Below are 19,104 nucleotides of genomic sequence, written 5' to 3'. Positions count from 1 at the left end.
TAAGTGTCTAGGTATCTGCTGGTAAGCAGAAAAGCTGCTAAAAAGTCCATGAGCTCGACTTCACCCCTCTTCATGGCCGAGAATACTTGAGTAAACAGCCATGAGCAAGAAAACAGTTGAGCTTATGGACCGAAAACACTTCCAACTCGGCCATGAGCATCTAAAACCCACCCCTCAAGGCAGAAAGGACACTTTTCGTAGCCGAAAAGCCAAAACCCTTATTAGGTAAAAGAAAGCTTCAAGGTTTTAATGAGCATGCTTTTGGCCAATGAGTATTTCACCATCCATTTTTTAAGCAGAAATCATCCAAATTATCACACAAATAAACTTTGAGCATTATCAAGGACTAAAATTGACTATCTATAGACAAAATAATGCTGAATCTTTTTGAAAACGTGATAGAAATGTAAAGGCATACTTGGTATAATGTTTGCAAGATCAAGCATTTAGAGTTTCAGGGGTTTTTAACCTCTTGTCAGCTTCTAAAAGGACCGGCAAGGGAGCTTATTTGCGAGAGAAAAATACAATATTGTTTAGAAATCGTTTAACGCGATAAAAATTTGAAAAATTGTTACACTTAAAAAGTATGGTCAGTCAGCCGAAAAAATAACTGTGGATTGAGGTGTAAGGGATGAAAGAAAGAAACAGAAGCAAGGTAACTCAGTTGAGAAATGAATATACTCAAACCAAAACGGTTCAAGCTCATCGCGAAAGCAAGTTTAGAAAACAGCGGAAACGACGAGTAGCCAGTATCGCTGTTATTAGTGGATTGTTTATCGCGGGATTATCTGTGAATTTAGTGAAAAATACGCAGCTGATATCTGATTTGGATGCGCAAAAAGCAGCGTCAGCTGAAGAGTTGGAGCATGTAGAGGCGACTCAAGAAAACCTTCACAACGAAGTTAAAAAGCTTCAAGATGATGAATACATAGCTAAGCTAGCTAGAAGCCAATATTACTTATCGAAAGAAGGAGAGATTGTTTTTAGTTTCCCGGAAGATAATGCGGCTAAAACGCAAAAAGAGGAAACACTAGAAGAGTCCGACTCCGCTAAAAGTGATGAAGAAACAAAAACTGCTGATCAAAATTAAGAGTGTCCATTTGCTGAAAAAAGGGCTAATATCAACAAAAGCGGCAATGAGAGAGAATAAAAAAGCTTTATGTGCAAACGAAGTCATGCTATAATGACAGTACTAGTATTCAAGGAGGAAATGAATTTTATATGTCAATTGAAGTCGGTAGTAAAGTTCCTGGAAAAGTAACAGGAATTACAAATTTTGGTGCGTTTATTGATTTGGGTAATGGAAAAACAGGATTGGTTCATATTAGTGAAATATCTGACAGTTTTGTAAAAGATATTCACGACGTATTAAGTGTTGGAGACGAAGTAACGGTTAAAGTATTAACAATCGGTACTGATGGTAAAATCGGTCTATCTATTCGTAAAGCAGTTGATCAACCAGAAGCAGCAGCGCCAACAAGCGCACCGAGCGCAGCTACAAGCTCTAGACCAAGTTCAAGTTCAAGACCAAGCAGTAATTATCAACGAAGCAACGATAGAGGAAGTTCTTCTTCAAGAGGACAAGGTTACCAAAAAACAAATCGTTCTTCTTACGCACAAAAAGATAAAAGAGAAGACTTTGATACATTGATGAGTTCATTCTTAAAAGATAGTGATGATCGTTTGACGTCATTGAAACGCAACACTGAAGGCAAACGCGGCGGACGCGGCGGACGTCGTAACTAATTATTGCGTCATGCATTCATAAATAAAGCTATAAACAAAAAGAGGCTGGAAAATTTTCCAACCTCTTTTTTTAAACCGCTAATGCTTTAATATGCGCAATCGGGAAACGAGCATAGAGATTATACACAGTCTCTGGATTTTCTTTTGCATACCTTGCAAGATCCGGTTGGTTCAAACATTCAAACAGCTGAATCGCTTTATTGATCAGCCCCGGTTCAGAAAGATCTCCAATTTTAGTCATACACACTTCTTTACGAATCAGTGTGACTCCCCAAAGGATAGGACATTCCAGCATAATATTCGGTGTTTCCAATAGACGAAGGTAAATCAAAGCCTGCTCGTATTTTTTATCCATCATCAACAAGTTGGTCACATGCAGCAAAAAGCTGTGCTGTAAAGTGACGGCTTCGTCAAAATCTTTGTATTTTGAGAGGATCTTCACGGCGCGATCAGTGAATGCGACTGCAGTCTCACTGTTAAACAAATATAAGATGCTATTGATGACATGCAATTCTGCTAAGTACCAGTTGTCCAACGTTGCCATTCGTTCCCACACTTTTTCAGCATAGCCTTTTGCTTTTTCTAAATCGTGTTCTTCCAACAACGCTTTATATCCTCGGCAAGCATTCAAGATATCCAACACTAATTGGTCGTAATGGTCTTGGACTAACGCTTCCCCTTTTTCAATAATTTCATCCAATAATGCAAGAGTAGGGCGTTTTTCCAATTTTTTAAATAAATGCAAGAAGTATTCTTTTTCTCCTAAATGATAATCATGCAAAATATACATGAATTCCTCGTGCGAAATATCCATATGGTCTATGACAGCAAGGTATTTAGGCAGAGTAGGACTGATCGTATCATTTTCGAATTTGGTGTAAGTCGATCGAGCCATTTTTTCATCTGAAATTTGTTTTTGTGTATATCCTTTGTTTTCGCGGATTTTTTTTAATGTTGAACCAATAGGTATCGGTTGATAAGCCATGTGAATTACTCCTTACTATAGTCTAGTTACTATTGTCACTTTTTGCTCTAATACTGTTTTTAATAGGTATACTATTGTTGAAGTGCTCGTTTATAGACTCTAAAAATAAAAAGGCTTTGTGTATATGAGGCCCATAAAAAGGCAGGCGAACAGTGGTGATCAGTGAAGAGCAGCAATATACTTCAGATAACTCGCAGCAGAAGCATTATTTTTACGTCATTATCGGTCAACATGAAACCGTTCGCTTAAACGTAGACAACAGAGATGTCATCGTCAATGCGGACGGGATACTGGACTGCCCTTTTGATACGGTCTTACGAAAAAATCAGTATACTTTTGAAGACTTGAACACTTTCTTAGCTAGAGAAATCCAGTTTATTGAGGTGACTGGGGACAAAGAGGAAATTTTACAGTCCATACCCTTAGATATGAATCTCTAAATAAGTTCAAGTTATTGTAGCACGAAACTAGTTGGAAATGAATAGCTTATGGATGAAAAAATAAGCGCTGAAGCACTGCGAGAGCAGACTTTATACAATAACCAAGAAGGCTTCCTCTAATAAATGGGAGTCTTTTTTGCGTACTGCCATAAAGTTGCAATGGCCAGTCCTTTTTTAAATAAAAGAACATGGTATACTGAAGTCAAACGAATTCAAAGGAGTATCTATATGAAAGTAGCCATTATTGGTGCTTCATTTGCTGGCGTAACGGCAGCTTTAGAAGTGCGCAAACACCACCCGAACGCTGAAATCAGCTTATTGGAGAAGCAGCCTCAATTAGGCTACATCCCTAATGGACTGCATTTGTATTTAGATAAAAAAATCGACTCGCTGTCACAAGCTTACTTCATTAAAGAAGCGGACCTGGAACAACGACGCATCAAAATTTTGCTGGAATCAACAGTCGAAAAAGTTGATACCGCGAACCATCAACTGACATACCGACATGACAACGAAGCCATCACCTTAGAATATGACAAATTGATCATTGCGACCGGTTCGAGTCAGCTGTCGCACAAAATCGAAGGAAGCGACTCAGACCGTGTACTAAAATACAAACGACTAAAAGGGGCAGAAGATGCTCTGGAGACATTACAAGCCAGCCAACACGTCACCATCATCGGCGGCGGTCAGATTGGCGTAGAAGCAGCTGACTTGCTGACAAAAAACGGCAAGCAAGTGGCGTTGGTTGAAAATATGGACTATGTCTTGTTCAAATACTTCGACAAAGACATGATCCAACCGATCCAAGAAGAAATGCAAGAAGCCGGTGTGGCGCTGTACATGAATCAAACAGTTTCTTCTATTAAAGAAGCAGGAGACAAACTAGAAATTCAATTGGGCAGCGGAAGCATTGAAAGCGATACAGCCATTTTAGCGGTCAACGTCAGACCGGACTTGAGCTTTTTAGACGGACAGATCGACTTGCACATGGACCACACGATTGCGGTAGACGAATACTTGCGGACCTCACATCCTGATGTACTAGCAGTAGGAGACTGTATCCAATTGCCTTCTTGTATGGGAGAAGAAGCGATGTACATTCCGCTAGTGAACAATGCCGTACGGACCGGTATCGTCGCAGCAGCTAACCTAGTTAAACCAGCACAGACATTCAACGGATCGCTGCGGACGATTGGTACGTCAGCATTCGGCTACCATATCGCAAGTACTGGAATGACCGAATCGGACAGTTTGTTTTCAGACTACCCTATAGGTGTCAAACGGCAAATCGTTCCAGCCAACAGTCTGCCATTTGCAGAAGAAGTCCTAATCAAATACGTATATAATGAAGAAACGCGCGAGCTGTTAGGCGCTCAGCTGGTCTCAAAAGCTGATGTGCTGGAGAAAATCAACACACTTGCTCTTGCTATCCAGACAAATCAAACGTTGGAGGATCTGAGTCAAAAGGAATTCTTTTTCCATCCAACCTTTACCAATACTATTGAAACGACAAACTTAGTTGCTTGGCCACACATAAGGCGGGATACGGATGAAAGTTGAAAATTTTCTTGAGAAGCATGAAATCAGAGAAGTGAATTTGGTGAAAAAACTCGTGTTGAACGGAGGAGAAGTCAGCCACAACGACATGGTCGACTATCTAGACGTCTCTCGAGCTTCATTAGATAAAGACTTGGCATCGCTGGCTTACCGCTTGGAGCCTTTCAAGGAAAGCGTCCGAGTGGATTTTGATGGACCGATGATCACGTTGTTCATGAGCAATGAATTTTCCCTTGCTCAAATTTATCAAGTCTACTTAAAAGAATCGGTCAAAGTGAAAATCATCAGCTACTTGTATCGCCACCAAGAATTTTCAATCGTGCAGCTGACGCAAAAACTGATGATCAGCGAGTCTTCATTGTTTCGAAAAATCAAAGAATTGAACGATTACTTGAAAGAGTTCCAAATCAAGATTCGAAATGGTCGACTGCAAGGGGAAGAGCTGCAGATCCGCTACTTTTATTATCAGTTTTACTGGTATGTCTCGGACAAACCAACCAGTGCGGCGAAGAAAAATGACGATCAAGTTGCCAAATTGCTGCAAGCGACCACGAACTTCATGGGCATCAACTTGGAACCAGACGGCAAGGAACGGTTGAAGGTGTGGCTTCACATCAGCAAAAATCGCGTCAACAGTAAAAAGAAAATCTACAAAGAGTTGCGCCGGTTGATGGAACCCTATATGGAAGACCACTTTTACCAAAAAATGCGCTCGATGGTTTTGCGCTACTTCAGCCGCTATTCGATTGAAGTAGATGAAGAAGAAGCGATGCTGCATTTCGTCTTTATGCTGGCTTTTCCCGTATTGACCGAACACGATTTTCATGAATATACGTTGCTGCGGGCTAGACGAGCACCGATCGCTACGATCGATACGTATGTCGTCGAGACGATCATCATCCATTACAACTTCCGCAGACTGCCGTATATGCTGGAAAGAGAAATGTTTTACTACTTGTCTCAGATCCACGCGAAAATGTATTTCTTAAAAGGCGCAATGGAAGTCTATGAATACGACACGATTCTATCGAAAGAAAAGCAGTTTACCGGAAAAGACTTGGTTTCATTCGCGGAACAATTGCGCATGATCAGTATTGGCAAATTCGAGATCGAAGAATCAACAGAGGACAGCTTGTTGAAAATGGAGCTGCTGAAATACATCAGCTTATTAGCCATTGTGACGTTCAGTATGACAAAAATCAAAAAAGTCGGTATTGATCTGAAAATGGAAACCATCTACACAGAAGCGTTGAACCATCTGCTGATCTTGAACATGCGACACATCAACGGGATTCATGTAGAGAAGTACCAACCGAAAAAGGACTACGACTTGGTATTGACCAACGCGGCCATAAAAGACAATTCAGCGTACGGGAAAGCCGAAGTCTATGTGCTTTCTGAAATTTTGTCGCCTTTTGACATGAAAAACATTCAAAACATCATTCAAAACCTGACGCTTTAAAAGACGCTTCTCCAAAAGGGATGGCGTCTTTTTTGTGTCTTAGAGTCTCTACCACGCAGTTGGCACAAACAGCGTCCCGAGTATCAAAGGGCGTAAATGGAAGAGAAGTTACAATTTCCGAATCAACTGGAAAATTGATTGAGTTCGGATTACTCACCATCTTTCTCTATGATTTAGAAACCAGCACAACAGTATTCAGACTAATGGACTATAAAGTTAACAGCGCTTCTAATACGTTTAGTTTTATAGTGTCTGGAAACTACCGGTTTATGCAGATGATTGTAAAACGTCCAGACTTTGGAGATTTGTCCAAGAGTGTTAGTATCAAAGTCAATCAAAATGCGTCGGATGTTTATCTTAAAAAGAGTGAGCAAGCGGAGTTATTATCAACAGGCTATAAAGCCAATCTTATGCAAGCATTTGAAGAATAGGCAACTATTGGCGATAGTCTGACAGCAGGGTTTACGGATATAGGTGGAACACTCATCAATTCAGCCGCAGCCGTTCAAACCAAGAATAACTGGCACGGCACTTGAGTCTGCGTGCAGGTCGAACGTTTAATAATATTGAGATTGGTGGTTCTACATCAAGAGATTGTCGCAACACTCACATTCCGACTGCAGATATACAAATAGACTGTTACCTTATCCGATTAGGTGTGAACAATGTAAGACAAGGTTTATCTATTGGATCACTAACGGACATTTAAGCAGACCGTCAAAATAATGCAGATTCCTTTTATGGTAACTATGATTTCGTAGTACGCCAGGTCATGGCTTACAATCCAAAAGCAAAAGTCTTTGTATTCACGTTACCATCAAATGAAAGCAGTGCGGTTACTGATTATAATGCAGTGATAAGACATGTAGCTGCATTATACGCAAATGTCCATTTGATAGATCTGTATGGATTGTATTGTGATGATTATCGAACTGGTCTATTGGCAGGCAGTAACAACGGGCATTTGATAGCACTGGCTTATAATTATGAAAGTGTTATGATTGAAAAAGCGATTAATAACTATCTGTATGAGTATTACAAGGAGTTTATGGCTGTCCCATATGCATAATTGACCCCTACTGTGCAAAAAAATAAAATTGTCCTTGACTTTGTCCGCTTTTATGGTTGGAATGAAGTGTAACCTATCCCAACTATGAAAGGAATATGTCATATGTTTATTGAAAGAAACGGGAACAAGTATTATTTGGAAGAGACGCTTTATATTCAAGGGATTCACATTGTTAGAAAAGTTGAATTAGTGGGGTACACCACTGGTCCAACGTACAAACTGAGAAAAGAAAAAGAATCAATTCCAATTATTGAAGGGGAGACGATGAAACACTTCCCAGAAATAAAACTGACTCAATGAGTTAATAAGTGAATGAGAGTGGCAAACGCTACTCTCATTTTCTATACAACAGTTGAACCAAACTGCGCGTCAACGTGTATTGATATTAATCATTAAGAGACAATAAAGCTACCTCAATCGGAGGCGGTTTTATAGGTTTCCAAAAGAATAAATATCACAGATGATCCGCAAGTGTACGATGAATTTTATCGAAAGAGAAAAAATGATAGAAGAATATCGAAAAGAGAAGCGCTCATCAATGAGGGCTTTTTATTTTATAGCGCAGTAATACAGATGAGTATCTAAAAGGTTAATAAAAATTTATAAGTCAATACTTGTGTTAAGGTTTGAATCAAGAACTAAACTAAGCACTGAAAGTTTCTATGTCTATTGGTCTATGATCGTACTTAAACATTCAAAAATACTTAGAGTTCAATAAATCAATTTTAATAAAAACCACCACAAAACGCCAAAATTATTCAATACCAATCATTTGAATAAATATCGCAATCACTGTTATATTAAGGTTAATAAAATGAATTCTATCTATACCAAATTAGTTTTTGTTTGTAAGGGTATCCAAAAATGCCATTTATTTTGCTTATCTGCCAAAAACATGACATTTTTTTGGTGTGAAAACGTATTACAATAAACACATCAATTAGAAATCGCTTGCATACACAAGGAGGAACTATTAAAATGACTGAGAAAAAATATATCATGTCTATTGACCAAGGAACAACAAGCTCAAGAGCTATCATCTTTGATAAAAAAGCTAACAATGTTGGAAGTTCACAAAAAGAGTTTACTCAAATTTTTCCTGAAAGCGGTTGGGTAGAACACAACCCTAACGAAATCTGGAATTCAGTGCAGTCTGTAATCGCAGGGGCATTCATCGAATCTGGTATCAAACCAGCTGAGATCGCAGGTATCGGAATCACAAACCAACGTGAAACAACTATCGTTTGGGAGAAAAAAACAGGACGTCCTATCTACAACGCTATCGTATGGCAATCACGCCAATCTGCACCAATCGCTGCTAAATTAGCAGAAGACGGACATGCAGACATGATCCACAAAAAAACAGGATTGATCATTGACTCATATTTCTCAGCAACAAAAATTCGTTGGATCTTAGACCACGTTGAAGGAGCTCAAGAACGCGCTGAAAAAGGTGAATTGTTATTCGGTACAGTTGACACTTGGTTGACATGGAAATTAACTGGCGGAGACTCATTTGTAACGGACTATTCTAACGCAAGTCGTACAATGTTGTTCAACATCCACGAATTAGAATGGGATCAAGAAATCTTAGACCTATTGAACATCCCTCGTTCAATGATGCCTGAAGTAAAATCGAACTCTGAAGTTTACGGTCACACAACGAACTACCACTTCTACGGAGCTTCAACTCCAATTGCAGGTATGGCTGGAGACCAACAAGCAGCCTTATTCGGTCAAATGGCATTCGAACCAGGAATGGTGAAAAATACTTACGGTACAGGTTCATTTATCGTCATGAATACGGGTGAAACACCACAATTATCAGACAACAACTTATTAACCACTATCGGTTACGGAATCAACGGAAAAGTTTACTATGCATTAGAAGGAAGCATCTTCGTTGCAGGTTCAGCTGTTCAATGGTTGCGTGACGGATTGAAAATGTTGGAAAGCTCTTCTGACTCAGAAGAAATGGCTAAAGCTTCAACGAACGAAAATGAAGTATTTGTGGTACCAGCCTTTACAGGACTAGGCGCACCTTATTGGGATTCAGACGCACGTGGAGCAGTATTCGGCTTGACTCGCGGAACAAGCAGAGAAGATTTCGTTAAAGCAACTTTACAAGCAATTGCTTACCAAGCACGCGACGTTATTGATACAATGAAGACAGATGCAGAAATCGAAATCCCTCTATTAAAAGTAGACGGCGGAGCAGCGAACAATGATTGGTTGCTACAATTCCAAGCAGACATCATCGGAACAAAAGTACAACGCGCTCACAACTTAGAAACAACAGCACTAGGAGTAGCTTACATGGCAGGACTAGCAGTTGGATTCTGGGAAAGCATCGAAGAAATCAAAGACATGTACGAAGAAGGCGGCACATTCGAACCACAAATGTCCGACGAAGAACGCGAAAAATTATACCAAAACTGGAAACTAGCCGTAAAAGCAACACAAGTATTCAAACCATAGAGAGCGGAGCGAACCGTTTAGACTCCCGTAGAGTTCGATTTTGGCTTTTAGGTGGTGCTCTTTACCACCAAAAAGCCAAAACGAAATCGTAGGGAGTCTGATTCGTGCAGCTCGTTTTAGAGTAGCCTACAACGCGCAACTCGTTTTAAAAGCAGAAACCAAATCAAAATCCGTAGCCTCTCGGCTACAAAAACCTATCAACAAGCTGCTTATTTAAGAAAAGTTACAAAATAAAACACAAAATCCTAAAAGGGGGAAAAGAGTCATGGTTTTTTCAATTAAAAGAAGACAACAAGACATCAAAGCATTAAAAGAAGAAACGCTAGACGTCTTAATTATCGGTGGTGGAATCACAGGAGCCGGTACAGCATTGCAAGCCGCTGCTTCAAGTTTGAAGACTGGTCTTGTGGAAATGCAGGACTTTGCAGAAGGAACTTCTTCTCGTTCAACAAAATTAGTTCACGGTGGTTTACGCTACTTGAAGAACTTCGACGTAGAAGTAGTTGCTGACACAGTTCAAGAACGTGCTGTTGTTCAAGGTATCGCGCCTCACATCCCTAAAGCAGATCCAATGATCTTGCCAGTTTATGACGAACCAGGTTCTACTTTCTCAATGTTCTCATTAAAAGTAGCTATGGATTTGTATGACCGACTAGCTAATGTTACAGGAACAAAATACGAAAACTACACGTTGTCAAAAGACGAAGTTCTAGAACGCGAACCGCAACTGAAAAGCGAAGGCTTACAAGGTGCTGGAGTATACTTGGACTACCGTAACAACGATGCTCGTTTAGTAATCGAAAACATCAAACGCGCTGCAGAAGATGGCGGACATATGGTCAGCCGTACGAAAGTTGTCGGTATCTTACACGACGAAAATGATAAAGTATGTGGAGCCACTGTTGAAGACTTATTAACAGGCGAAACATATGATATCAAAGCTCGTATTGTATTAAATACAACAGGACCTTGGTCTGACACGATCCGTCAAATGGATGCTAAATCAGATGCTGCTCCTCAAATGCGCCCAACAAAAGGGGTTCACTTGGTAGTAGACCGTGAAAAATTACAAGTTCCACAACCAACTTACTTCGACACAGGCAAAAACGACGGCCGCATGGTATTCGTGATTCCTCGTGAAGAAAAAACGTACTTTGGAACAACGGATACAGACTACAAAGGCGATTTCTCACATCCAAAAGTAGAACAAGAAGATGTAGACTACTTATTGGAAGTTGTAAACAACCGTTACCCATCAGCTGGTATCACGATCAACGATATCGAATCTAGCTGGGCAGGATTACGTCCATTGATTTCTACAAATGGCGGATCTGACTACAATGGTGGAAACAGCCAACCAATCACAGATGAAAGCTTTGACAATGTCATCTCTACAATCGAAAAATACCAACAAGGTGAAGTAGATCGTATTACTGTAGAAGATGCATTAAAAGACATTCAAACTAGCAACTCTGAATCAGAAGCTAACCCTTCAGCGATTTCTCGTGGAAGTGCATTAGACATTGATGAAGATGGATTGATCACTATAGCTGGTGGTAAGATTACGGATTACCGTAAAATGGCTCTTGGAGCAATGAGAACTGTTGTTGAAATCTTGAAAAATGACTTTAACAAAACTTACGAGTTGATTGACTCTTCTAAATACCCTGTATCAGGTGGAGACATTAACGCGCAAGAAGTAGAAGAAGAAACTGAAAAACTATCCCAAATGGGTGTTGAAAAAGGATTGAGCCAATCTGAAGCTTTATACTTGGCAAATCTTTACGGTTCAAATGCTCCTAAAGTGTTCGCTTTACTAGATGAAGTAGAACAAATTGAAGGATTAACGCTAGCTGACTCATTGAGCTTACATTATGCGATGGAAGAAGAAATGGCGTTGACGCCAAACGACTTTTTAATTCGCCGTACGAACCATATGTTATTCATGCGTGACACACTGGATGGTATTATTGAACCAGTAATCGCAGAAATGGCTCGTTACTATGATTGGACAGATGAAGCAAAAGCAAACTATACTAAACAATTAGAAACTGCGATTGCAGAATCTGATCTAAAAGAATTAAAAGGGGAGTAGACAAATGAGTGGAGATACACTAACGATTTTTAGTGAGTTCTTAGGAACAATGATTTTGGTGTTATTGGGAGACGGCGTATGTGCTGCCGTTAACTTGAAGAAAAGTAAAGCAGAAGCAGCTGGTTGGGTTGCAATTGCTCTTGGATGGGGAGCAGCAGTAACAATCGCTGTTTATGTTTCAGGATTTATGGGACCAGCTCACTTAAACCCAGCTGTAACAGTTGGTATGGCGATGATTGGTAATGTTGAATGGAGTTTAGTACTTCCATTTATCATAGCTCAAGTTGCTGGAGGTATCGTAGGAGCTGTATTAGTATGGTTGACGTACTTGCCACATTTCAAAGAAACAGAAGACCAAGGATTTATTTTAGGTACTTTTGCAACAGGACCTGCAATTCGTAACAACATCAGCAACGTTATGACAGAAACTATCGGTACTTTCGTATTGGTATTTGCTCTTATGATGTTTGGACAAAACACTTTTACTGATGGATTAAACCCATTGGTAGTAGGAGTATTGATTCTTTCAATCGGTCTATCTTTAGGTGGATCAACTGGATATGCAATCAACCCTGCACGTGACTTAGGTCCGCGTATTGCTCACCAAATATTGCCAATTGCAAACAAAGGGAACTCTGAATGGGATTACTCTTGGATTCCTGTAGTAGGACCTATCTTAGGTGCTGTGCTTGCAGCATTGTTGTATATGGTTATTTTATAGAATTAATCAATTAAATATGGAATAAATTAAGAACCTCATGCTTACACTTACAAGTGTGCAGTGTGAGGTTTTTATGTATTATTTTGCTTATTTATGTAGATTTATATCTGAAAATTAGATATACTAAGAACGCTTTTTTAAATAACACATATTCTAGTTGTGATGGAAAGAAATGTTTGGCATAATTTGTCTATACAAAATGTGTTTTCTTAACATTTTGTCCATAGTATCAAGGAAATAATGTGTTATAGTAGTAAAGAACATTGTCAAAATTGGTCTATCCAAATGGTAATGTTTCATTATATTTTGGCAAAACGCCGTTCAGGAGGAAATCATGGAAGAAGAAATTAGTTTAGTTGAGCTGTTTGATGTTATAAAAAAACGAATGAGCATGATTGTGAGCTTAGGTCTAATCGGGTTGATCATTGCTTCAGTATTCACTTTTTTTATTGTCACACCACAGTACAGTGCGACTACGCAAATATTGGTTAATCGTACCACTGAATCTGCAGAAGGCATTCAGTTAAACGACATTAATACTAATGTTCAAATGATTAATACATATAAAGATATTATCAAAGGACCGGTTATCTTAGACGAAGTTAGTCAAAATTTAAAGACTAACTTAACTACAGGTGAACTAGCAGAGAAAATCCAAATTATAACACAAGATAATTCACAAGTTTTTTCATTAACAGTAACAGATGAAAGTCCTTATGATGCGGCTGAAATTGCCAATTCTGTGGCGAGTACTTTCCAAAACGAAATTGGAAATATTATGAACGTAGATAATGTAACTATTATTTCTGAAGCAATTGCTAATACAAGTCCTGTTTCACCAAACACTCCTTTAAACTTGGTCATTGGACTCTTATTGGGATCAATGGTTGGAGTCGGCTTAGCATTTGTCTTTGAATTTTTAGACAAAACTGTTAAAGATGAAAAATTCATCTCGGAACAACTGGGATGGACAAATCTTGGGAAAGTTTCTGAAATGTCTGAAGACGAGTTGAAATCAGAACAACAAATACCACAGCGTAATACAGAAACGCGCAGTGCAAGAAGCCGTGTATAGAAGGAGGAAATGAAATGTTTGGAATGAAAAAGAAACCACAAGCAACAAAAGAACGTCCAGGTTTAGTTGTTTCGAGTAAACCTAATTCAGTTGTCTCTGAACAATTCCGTACTATTAGGACAAATATCCAGTTTTCAATGGTAGATGAAAACTTGAAAAGCTTAGTCATTACTTCAGCAGGTCCGGGATCCGGGAAATCAATTATATCTGCTAATTTAGCCGCAACATTTGCTTCAGAAGACAAAAGAGTTCTCTTAGTAGACGCTGACTTGCGTAAGCCGACTGTACATAAAACATTCCGTGTCCGCAACAATGATGGACTAACTACTTTATTAACAGACCGTGGGACAAGAATTGAAGATATGGTTTATCGCACTAACATTGAAGGTTTATATACCTTAACAAGTGGAGCTATACCGCCAAATCCGGCTGAACTCTTAGGCTCTAAGCGAATGGACGAGTTAATGAAGGAATTGGAAGAAGAATTTGACTTTATTGTTTATGATATGCCTCCGGTTCTTGCAGTAACAGATGCACAAGTGATGGCGAGTAAAGCAGACGGCACCATTTTTGTATTACCAAAAGGACAAGCCACCAAAGACGAAGTGCTTAAATCAAAAGAGTTATTAGAAATGGTGAATGCCAATGTTTTAGGAGCTATTTTCAACAGAGTAGACAAAGCAAGTGATAGCTATTATTACTATTACGGAGAAGAATAGATAGCAACTATCATACAGGAGGCAAAAAATGAATCCACGTTACCTCTTTAGCAGGTGATTAAAAATTGCAGATTCATTTTTTGTTTTATATTCAGTATAAAATACGGAGGAGGAGAGATTAAGTGATAAATCGCAAAATGAAGCGGAGAGTACTGCTAGCGTTTGATACATTTGCTATCCTGGCTTCTAGTATTCTTTCTTACATATTTTTAGAACCTTACATTTCGTTATTAACAAGAGATTTTTGGATTGCCCTCGGTCTAAGCTGGGTGTTTTACTTGTTCTTTGCCTTGCGTTTCCACCTTTTTTTCAAAATCAATCGCTACACGAGTATTCGAGAAACATTTAACCATATGGCAGCAGTTACGTTAGCTTTTTTTGCAGCTTCATTGATATCCGTACCGTTCGTAGAATCCATCAGTCTTCGCTTCATGTTATTGACATACCTATTTTCTGTAGCCCTTATTCCAGGAAGTCGGATTATTTGGCGGATTTATAACGAACATCAACAAAAATTAAAAGAACTATCTGTTCATGGCGAAATTACTCAAAAAGTACGGACTTTGATTGTAGGAGCAGGACAAGGTGGTAGTTTGTTTATCAAAAGTCTTCAACGACATGACTTTGAAGTGGAACTGATTGGAATAATAGATGATGATTCAGCCAAAGAGCGTATGACTCTTTATGGTGTGCCGGTTATTGGCAAAGTAGAAAATATTCCAGAATTGGTTAAACTTCATGAAATCGAACAAATTACTGTAGCGATACCTTCTTTATCACCTCAAGAGTTGAATGAAGTTGTAGAGATATGTGCTCAAACAAATGCTAAAGTGAATCAAATGCCTTCGGTAGAAGAAGTCGTTTTAGGCAAGTATGAAGTCAACAAGTTTAAAGAAATTGACGTGGTCGATTTATTAGGACGAGAAGAAGTAAAGTTAGATATGGAAACCATAGCTGAAAACTTATCTGGTCAAACCGTTCTGGTGAGTGGAGCAGGTGGTTCGATTGGGTCAGAGATTTGTCGGCAAATTATCCGCTTTTCACCAAAACGTATTTTATTGTTAGGACATGGAGAAAACTCCATTTATTTAATCAATAAGGAATTAATGAATTTACATACCAATACAGAAATTGTCCCTATCATAGCGGATATACAAGACCGAGAACGTATTTTTAAAATCATGGAACAATATAAACCAGATCGCGTTTACCATGCAGCTGCTCACAAACATGTCCCATTAATGGAATACAATCCAACAGAATCAGTAAAGAATAACGTTTACGGAACGAAAAATATGGCAGAAGCTGCTAAAGCGGCAGATGTGCAAAGCTTTGTTATGGTTTCGACGGATAAAGCCGTTAACCCACCGAATGTGATGGGGTCTACTAAACGAATTGCTGAAATGATTGTCACAGGATTGAATGAAGAAGGAAAAACGAATTTTGTTGCCGTACGTTTTGGCAACGTGCTAGGCAGTAGAGGAAGTGTCATTCCATTATTTAAAGAACAAATTAAAAACGGCGGTCCTGTCACTGTGACCGATTTTCGAATGACGCGTTATTTTATGACTATTCCAGAAGCTAGCCGGTTAGTACTTCAAGCAGGAGCGTTGGCGCAAGGCGGAGAAATCTTTGTCTTAGACATGGCGGAACCCGTTAGAATTGTTGATTTAGCGAAAAAAATGATCAAGCTGTCTGGCTACACAGAAGACGAAATCAACATCACTGAAGCCGGTATCCGCCCAGGAGAAAAGCTTTACGAAGAACTCTTGGCAACCGGTGAACATACCGATCGGCAAGTGTATGAGAAAATATTCGTAGGAAAAGTCAACAACCTACCGATTGAAGAAGTCATGCATTTTGTTCATGGATTGGAAATGTATAGCGATGATGAGCTGAAAGTGAAGTTGGTGGATTTTGCCAACAACAAGCACAAACAAACGGAAGACGTAGAAGAAGATATGGAAAATCCAAGCGTCATCTTTGCACAATAAAAGGAGGGAAGCCTTGGTTGAGCGGTAAAAGAACCGAAGCTATTTCTCTTACATACTTGATTGAGGAGTGAGTGGATCAGTGGATTATAAAATCATCAAAAGAGTAATGGATATCATCCTTTCATTTTTAGGGTTGATTGTCTTGTTTCCTCTTTTTCTCATCTTAATTATGGCCATCAAACTGGACTCTAAAGGTCCAATTCTCTTCAAACAAAAACGAGTCGGTTTAAATAAGAAATACTTCTATATTTTAAAGTTTCGGACAATGCGAATCGATACACCGAAAGATATGCCGACTCACTTATTGGAGAATCCAGACCAATGGATCACCCGTGTAGGAAAGTTTTTGAGGAAAACGTCGTTGGATGAACTTCCTCAAATCCTCAATATCTTAAAAAACGATATGAGCATCATCGGACCTCGTCCAGCATTGTGGAACCAATACGATTTGATTGAAGAACGAGATAAATACAACGCAAATGATGTGCCAGCTGGATTGACTGGGTGGGCTCAGATAAACGGAAGAGATGAGCTTCCAATCGAGGAAAAAGCGAAATTGGACGGAGAATACGTACAAAAAATTGGATTTACAATGGATGTGAAGTGTTTTGTAGAAACTATTATAAGTGTCGTTAAGTCAGATGGAGTTCTAGAAGGCGGAACAGGAGACACTGCGAAGAAAAAACAAAGCAAGACATCTTCTAAAAGCAAAGTTGAGGAGTCAGTGAGTAAATGAAAAAAATCTTAATTACTGGTAAAAATAGCTATGTAGGCAATTCAGTCGAGAAATGGTTGTTGAAAGAACCAGACGATTACAAAGTTGATAAAATTAGTTTAAGAAACGATGATTGGAAATATGAAGATTTTTATCAATATGATTCAATTCTCCATGTGGCTGGAATAGCTCACGTTTCTTCTGACCCGAAAATGGAAGAACTTTATTATCAAGTGAATAGAGATCTGACGATTGAAGTTGCAAATAAAGCAAAATTTGAAGGAGTCAAACAGTTCATATTTATGAGTAGTATAATTGTATATGGTGATAGTAGCAGCAATAAGCGACTAATTGACAAAGAAACAATCCCGACACCGAGTAACTTTTATGGTGATAGCAAACTCCAAGCAGAAGAAGGAATTAAGCATTTGGAGTCAGATAACTTTAAAGTTGTGATCGTGAGACCACCAATGATTTATGGGAAAGACTCAAAGGGAAATTACCCTAGACTAGTAAAGTTAGCAAAAGCAACACCAATATTCCCAGATTATGTTAATGAACGTAGTATGTTATATATCGACAATTTATGCGAATTTTTAAAACTAATGGTCGATAATAAAGAAACAGGGTTATTCTTTCCGCAAAATGCAGCATATGTGAAGACAAGTGAATTAGTGAAGATAATCTCAGAAATTAGTGGGAAACGTATTTTTATGACAAAAAAATTTAATAGGATAATTAGATTTTGTAGTAGAATTGAGATTATAAACAAAGTATTTGGCAACCTAATATATGATAAATGTTTAAGCAATTATACTAAAGGGAACTACCAAATAAGAAGCTTGAGAGAATCTATTGAGATGACAGAGAGTAGTGGTTATTAGTGTCTAAAAAAGTATTGATTTTAGTGAATCATGATGTAGTAATTTATAATTTTAGAAAAGAATTGGTTGAGAGATTATTATTGGATGGTCATGAAGTCGTTATTTCTTCACCCTATGGGGAGAGAATAGATGATTTAGTAGCAATGGGATGTGAGTATATTGAGGCAACCATTGAACGTCATGGTATTAATCCCTTAAGAGAAATAAAACTTTTAGATTACTATAAAAAGATAATGAAAGATATAAAACCAGATGTTGTATTGACGTATACGATAAAACCCAATATATACGGGGGAATTGCTGCAAAGAAATATGGCGTCCCATATGTAGCAAACATTACAGGTTTAGGAACTGCCGTTGAAAAAAATGGTATAATGCAACAAATAACTGTCGCATTATACAAATTAGCCTTTTCAAAGATTCAAAGAGTTTTTTTTCAAAATACAGAAAACATGAATTTTTTCCAAAAGAACAATATTGTAGTGGATAAACATGAACTACTTCCTGGATCGGGAGTTAACTTAAATCATTTTCAAGTATTAGAATATCCTTCTGAAGATACGATAGAGTTTGTTTTTATATCAAGAATTATGAAAGAAAAAGGAATAGATCAATATATAGAAACTGCAAAATACATTACTGCAAAATACCCAAACACTAAATTTCATGTGTGTGGTTTTTGTGAAGAAAAGTATGAAGAACAACTAAATGAATTACATAATGAAGGTGTTTTAACTTATCATGGTATGGTAAGAGACGTTCGTAAAATACTGAAGAAAACTCATTGCACGATACATCCTACTTATTATCCCGAAGGTTTATCAAACGTACTCTTAGAAAGTTCTGCTAGTGGCAGGCCGATAATAACAACAGATAGAAGTGGTTGTAGAGAAGTTGTTGATCATAAGATTACTGGGTATATCGTTAAACAAAAAAATACTAAGGATTTAATTAAGCAAGTCGAAGCATTTATTAAATTGAATTACGAAGAGAAAAAAAAGATGGGATTAGCTGGTAGAGAAAAAGTTGAAAGAGAGTTTGACCGAAAAATTGTAATAGAAGCTTATACTAATGAACTATCTAAAATTACTTAGTAAGGAACATTTAATATTACAGCTATTAATGTTCCTTTGTGCTTTTTCTTTCATGCGATATAATCAT

At 38.3% G+C, this 19,104-nt stretch carries 18 protein-coding genes; 17 read left to right on the top strand and 1 reads right to left on the bottom strand.

Features of this window, described 5'->3' with window-relative positions; translation table 11 throughout:
- Nucleotides 1-631 precede the first annotated feature (631 nt).
- Together BM137_RS06080 and BM137_RS06075 are read left to right on the top strand one after the other, a co-directional pair.
- Nucleotides 632-1,090 (top strand): FtsB family cell division protein, encoded by a 459-nt coding sequence (locus BM137_RS06080; protein ID WP_092480279.1) that lies wholly within the window; start codon nt 632-634, stop codon nt 1,088-1,090.
- A 131-nt stretch (nt 1,091-1,221) separates the two neighbouring features.
- The gene (locus tag BM137_RS06075; RefSeq protein WP_092480278.1) at nt 1,222-1,746 is read left to right on the top strand and encodes a S1 domain-containing RNA-binding protein; all 525 of its coding nucleotides are present in this window, start codon (nt 1,222-1,224) and stop codon (nt 1,744-1,746) included.
- Nucleotides 1,747-1,816: 70 nt separating this feature from the next.
- Here BM137_RS06075 and BM137_RS06070 read toward each other — a convergent pair whose 3' ends face one another.
- Nucleotides 1,817-2,731, bottom strand: coding sequence for a helix-turn-helix domain-containing protein (locus BM137_RS06070; RefSeq protein WP_092480277.1), 915 nt, complete (start codon nt 2,729-2,731; stop codon nt 1,817-1,819).
- Nucleotides 2,732-2,883: 152 nt separating this feature from the next.
- Between BM137_RS06070 and BM137_RS06065 the strand changes: the two genes are divergently transcribed.
- From BM137_RS06065 to BM137_RS05995, 15 genes are all read left to right on the top strand, one after another.
- Nucleotides 2,884-3,171: a hypothetical protein gene (locus BM137_RS06065; protein WP_092480276.1), complete on the top strand. Its 288-nt coding sequence runs from the start codon at nt 2,884-2,886 to the stop codon at nt 3,169-3,171.
- Between the two features lie 228 nt (nt 3,172-3,399).
- Nucleotides 3,400-4,734 (top strand): FAD-dependent oxidoreductase, encoded by a 1,335-nt coding sequence (locus tag BM137_RS06060; RefSeq protein ID WP_092480275.1) that lies wholly within the window; start codon nt 3,400-3,402, stop codon nt 4,732-4,734.
- Nucleotides 4,724-6,193, top strand: coding sequence for an AcpB/EbpR/MafR family transcriptional regulator (locus BM137_RS06055; RefSeq protein ID WP_092480274.1), 1,470 nt, complete (start codon nt 4,724-4,726; stop codon nt 6,191-6,193). The genes BM137_RS06060 and BM137_RS06055 overlap by 11 nt, the downstream gene beginning before the upstream one ends.
- Nucleotides 6,194-6,225: 32 nt before the next feature.
- Nucleotides 6,226-6,624, top strand: a complete 399-nt coding sequence (locus BM137_RS06050) for a hypothetical protein (protein WP_143084243.1) — start codon at nt 6,226-6,228, stop codon at nt 6,622-6,624.
- A gap of 341 nt (nt 6,625-6,965) precedes the next feature.
- Entirely contained in the window at nt 6,966-7,262 is a 297-nt protein-coding gene (locus BM137_RS06045; protein ID WP_092480272.1) for an SGNH/GDSL hydrolase family protein, read from the top strand.
- A 102-nt stretch (nt 7,263-7,364) separates the two neighbouring features.
- Complete coding sequence (locus tag BM137_RS06040) at nt 7,365-7,562, top strand: hypothetical protein (RefSeq protein ID WP_092480271.1); 198 nt, start codon at nt 7,365-7,367, stop codon at nt 7,560-7,562.
- 678 nt (nt 7,563-8,240) lie between these two features.
- The gene (gene glpK / locus BM137_RS06035) at nt 8,241-9,740 is read left to right on the top strand and encodes a glycerol kinase GlpK (RefSeq protein ID WP_092480270.1); all 1,500 of its coding nucleotides are present in this window, start codon (nt 8,241-8,243) and stop codon (nt 9,738-9,740) included.
- A gap of 265 nt (nt 9,741-10,005) precedes the next feature.
- A complete protein-coding gene (gene glpO / locus BM137_RS06030; RefSeq protein WP_092480269.1) occupies nt 10,006-11,835 on the top strand; it encodes a type 1 glycerol-3-phosphate oxidase in 1,830 nt (609 codons plus the stop codon).
- 4 nt (nt 11,836-11,839) lie between these two features.
- A complete protein-coding gene (locus BM137_RS06025) occupies nt 11,840-12,556 on the top strand; it encodes an MIP/aquaporin family protein (RefSeq protein ID WP_092480268.1) in 717 nt (238 codons plus the stop codon).
- Between the two features lie 334 nt (nt 12,557-12,890).
- The gene (locus BM137_RS06020) at nt 12,891-13,631 is read left to right on the top strand and encodes a YveK family protein (protein WP_092480267.1); all 741 of its coding nucleotides are present in this window, start codon (nt 12,891-12,893) and stop codon (nt 13,629-13,631) included.
- A 14-nt stretch (nt 13,632-13,645) separates the two neighbouring features.
- A complete protein-coding gene (locus tag BM137_RS06015; protein ID WP_092480266.1) occupies nt 13,646-14,350 on the top strand; it encodes a CpsD/CapB family tyrosine-protein kinase in 705 nt (234 codons plus the stop codon).
- Nucleotides 14,351-14,475: 125 nt separating this feature from the next.
- Nucleotides 14,476-16,344, top strand: coding sequence for a polysaccharide biosynthesis protein (locus BM137_RS06010; protein WP_425248179.1), 1,869 nt, complete (start codon nt 14,476-14,478; stop codon nt 16,342-16,344).
- A gap of 106 nt (nt 16,345-16,450) precedes the next feature.
- Nucleotides 16,451-17,080 carry a sugar transferase gene (locus BM137_RS06005; RefSeq protein WP_092480464.1) on the top strand — a complete coding sequence of 210 codons (630 nt, stop codon included), beginning with the start codon at nt 16,451-16,453 and terminating at the stop codon, nt 17,078-17,080.
- Entirely contained in the window at nt 17,077-17,943 is an 867-nt protein-coding gene (locus BM137_RS06000) for an NAD-dependent epimerase/dehydratase family protein (protein WP_092480265.1), read from the top strand. Before BM137_RS06005 ends, BM137_RS06000 begins: the two co-directional genes overlap by 4 nt.
- On the top strand, nt 17,943-19,037 hold the full coding sequence (locus tag BM137_RS05995) for a glycosyltransferase family 4 protein (protein ID WP_092480264.1): 1,095 nt from the start codon (nt 17,943-17,945) through the stop codon (nt 19,035-19,037). The genes BM137_RS06000 and BM137_RS05995 overlap by 1 nt, the downstream gene beginning before the upstream one ends.
- Nucleotides 19,038-19,104 lie beyond the last annotated feature (67 nt).

Origin of the sequence: Desemzia incerta, assembly GCF_900115825.1 — a bacterium.
In the GTDB taxonomy this organism is placed as follows: domain Bacteria; phylum Bacillota; class Bacilli; order Lactobacillales; family Carnobacteriaceae; genus Desemzia; species Desemzia incerta.
This window is presented reverse-complemented; position numbering and strand designations above follow the sequence as displayed.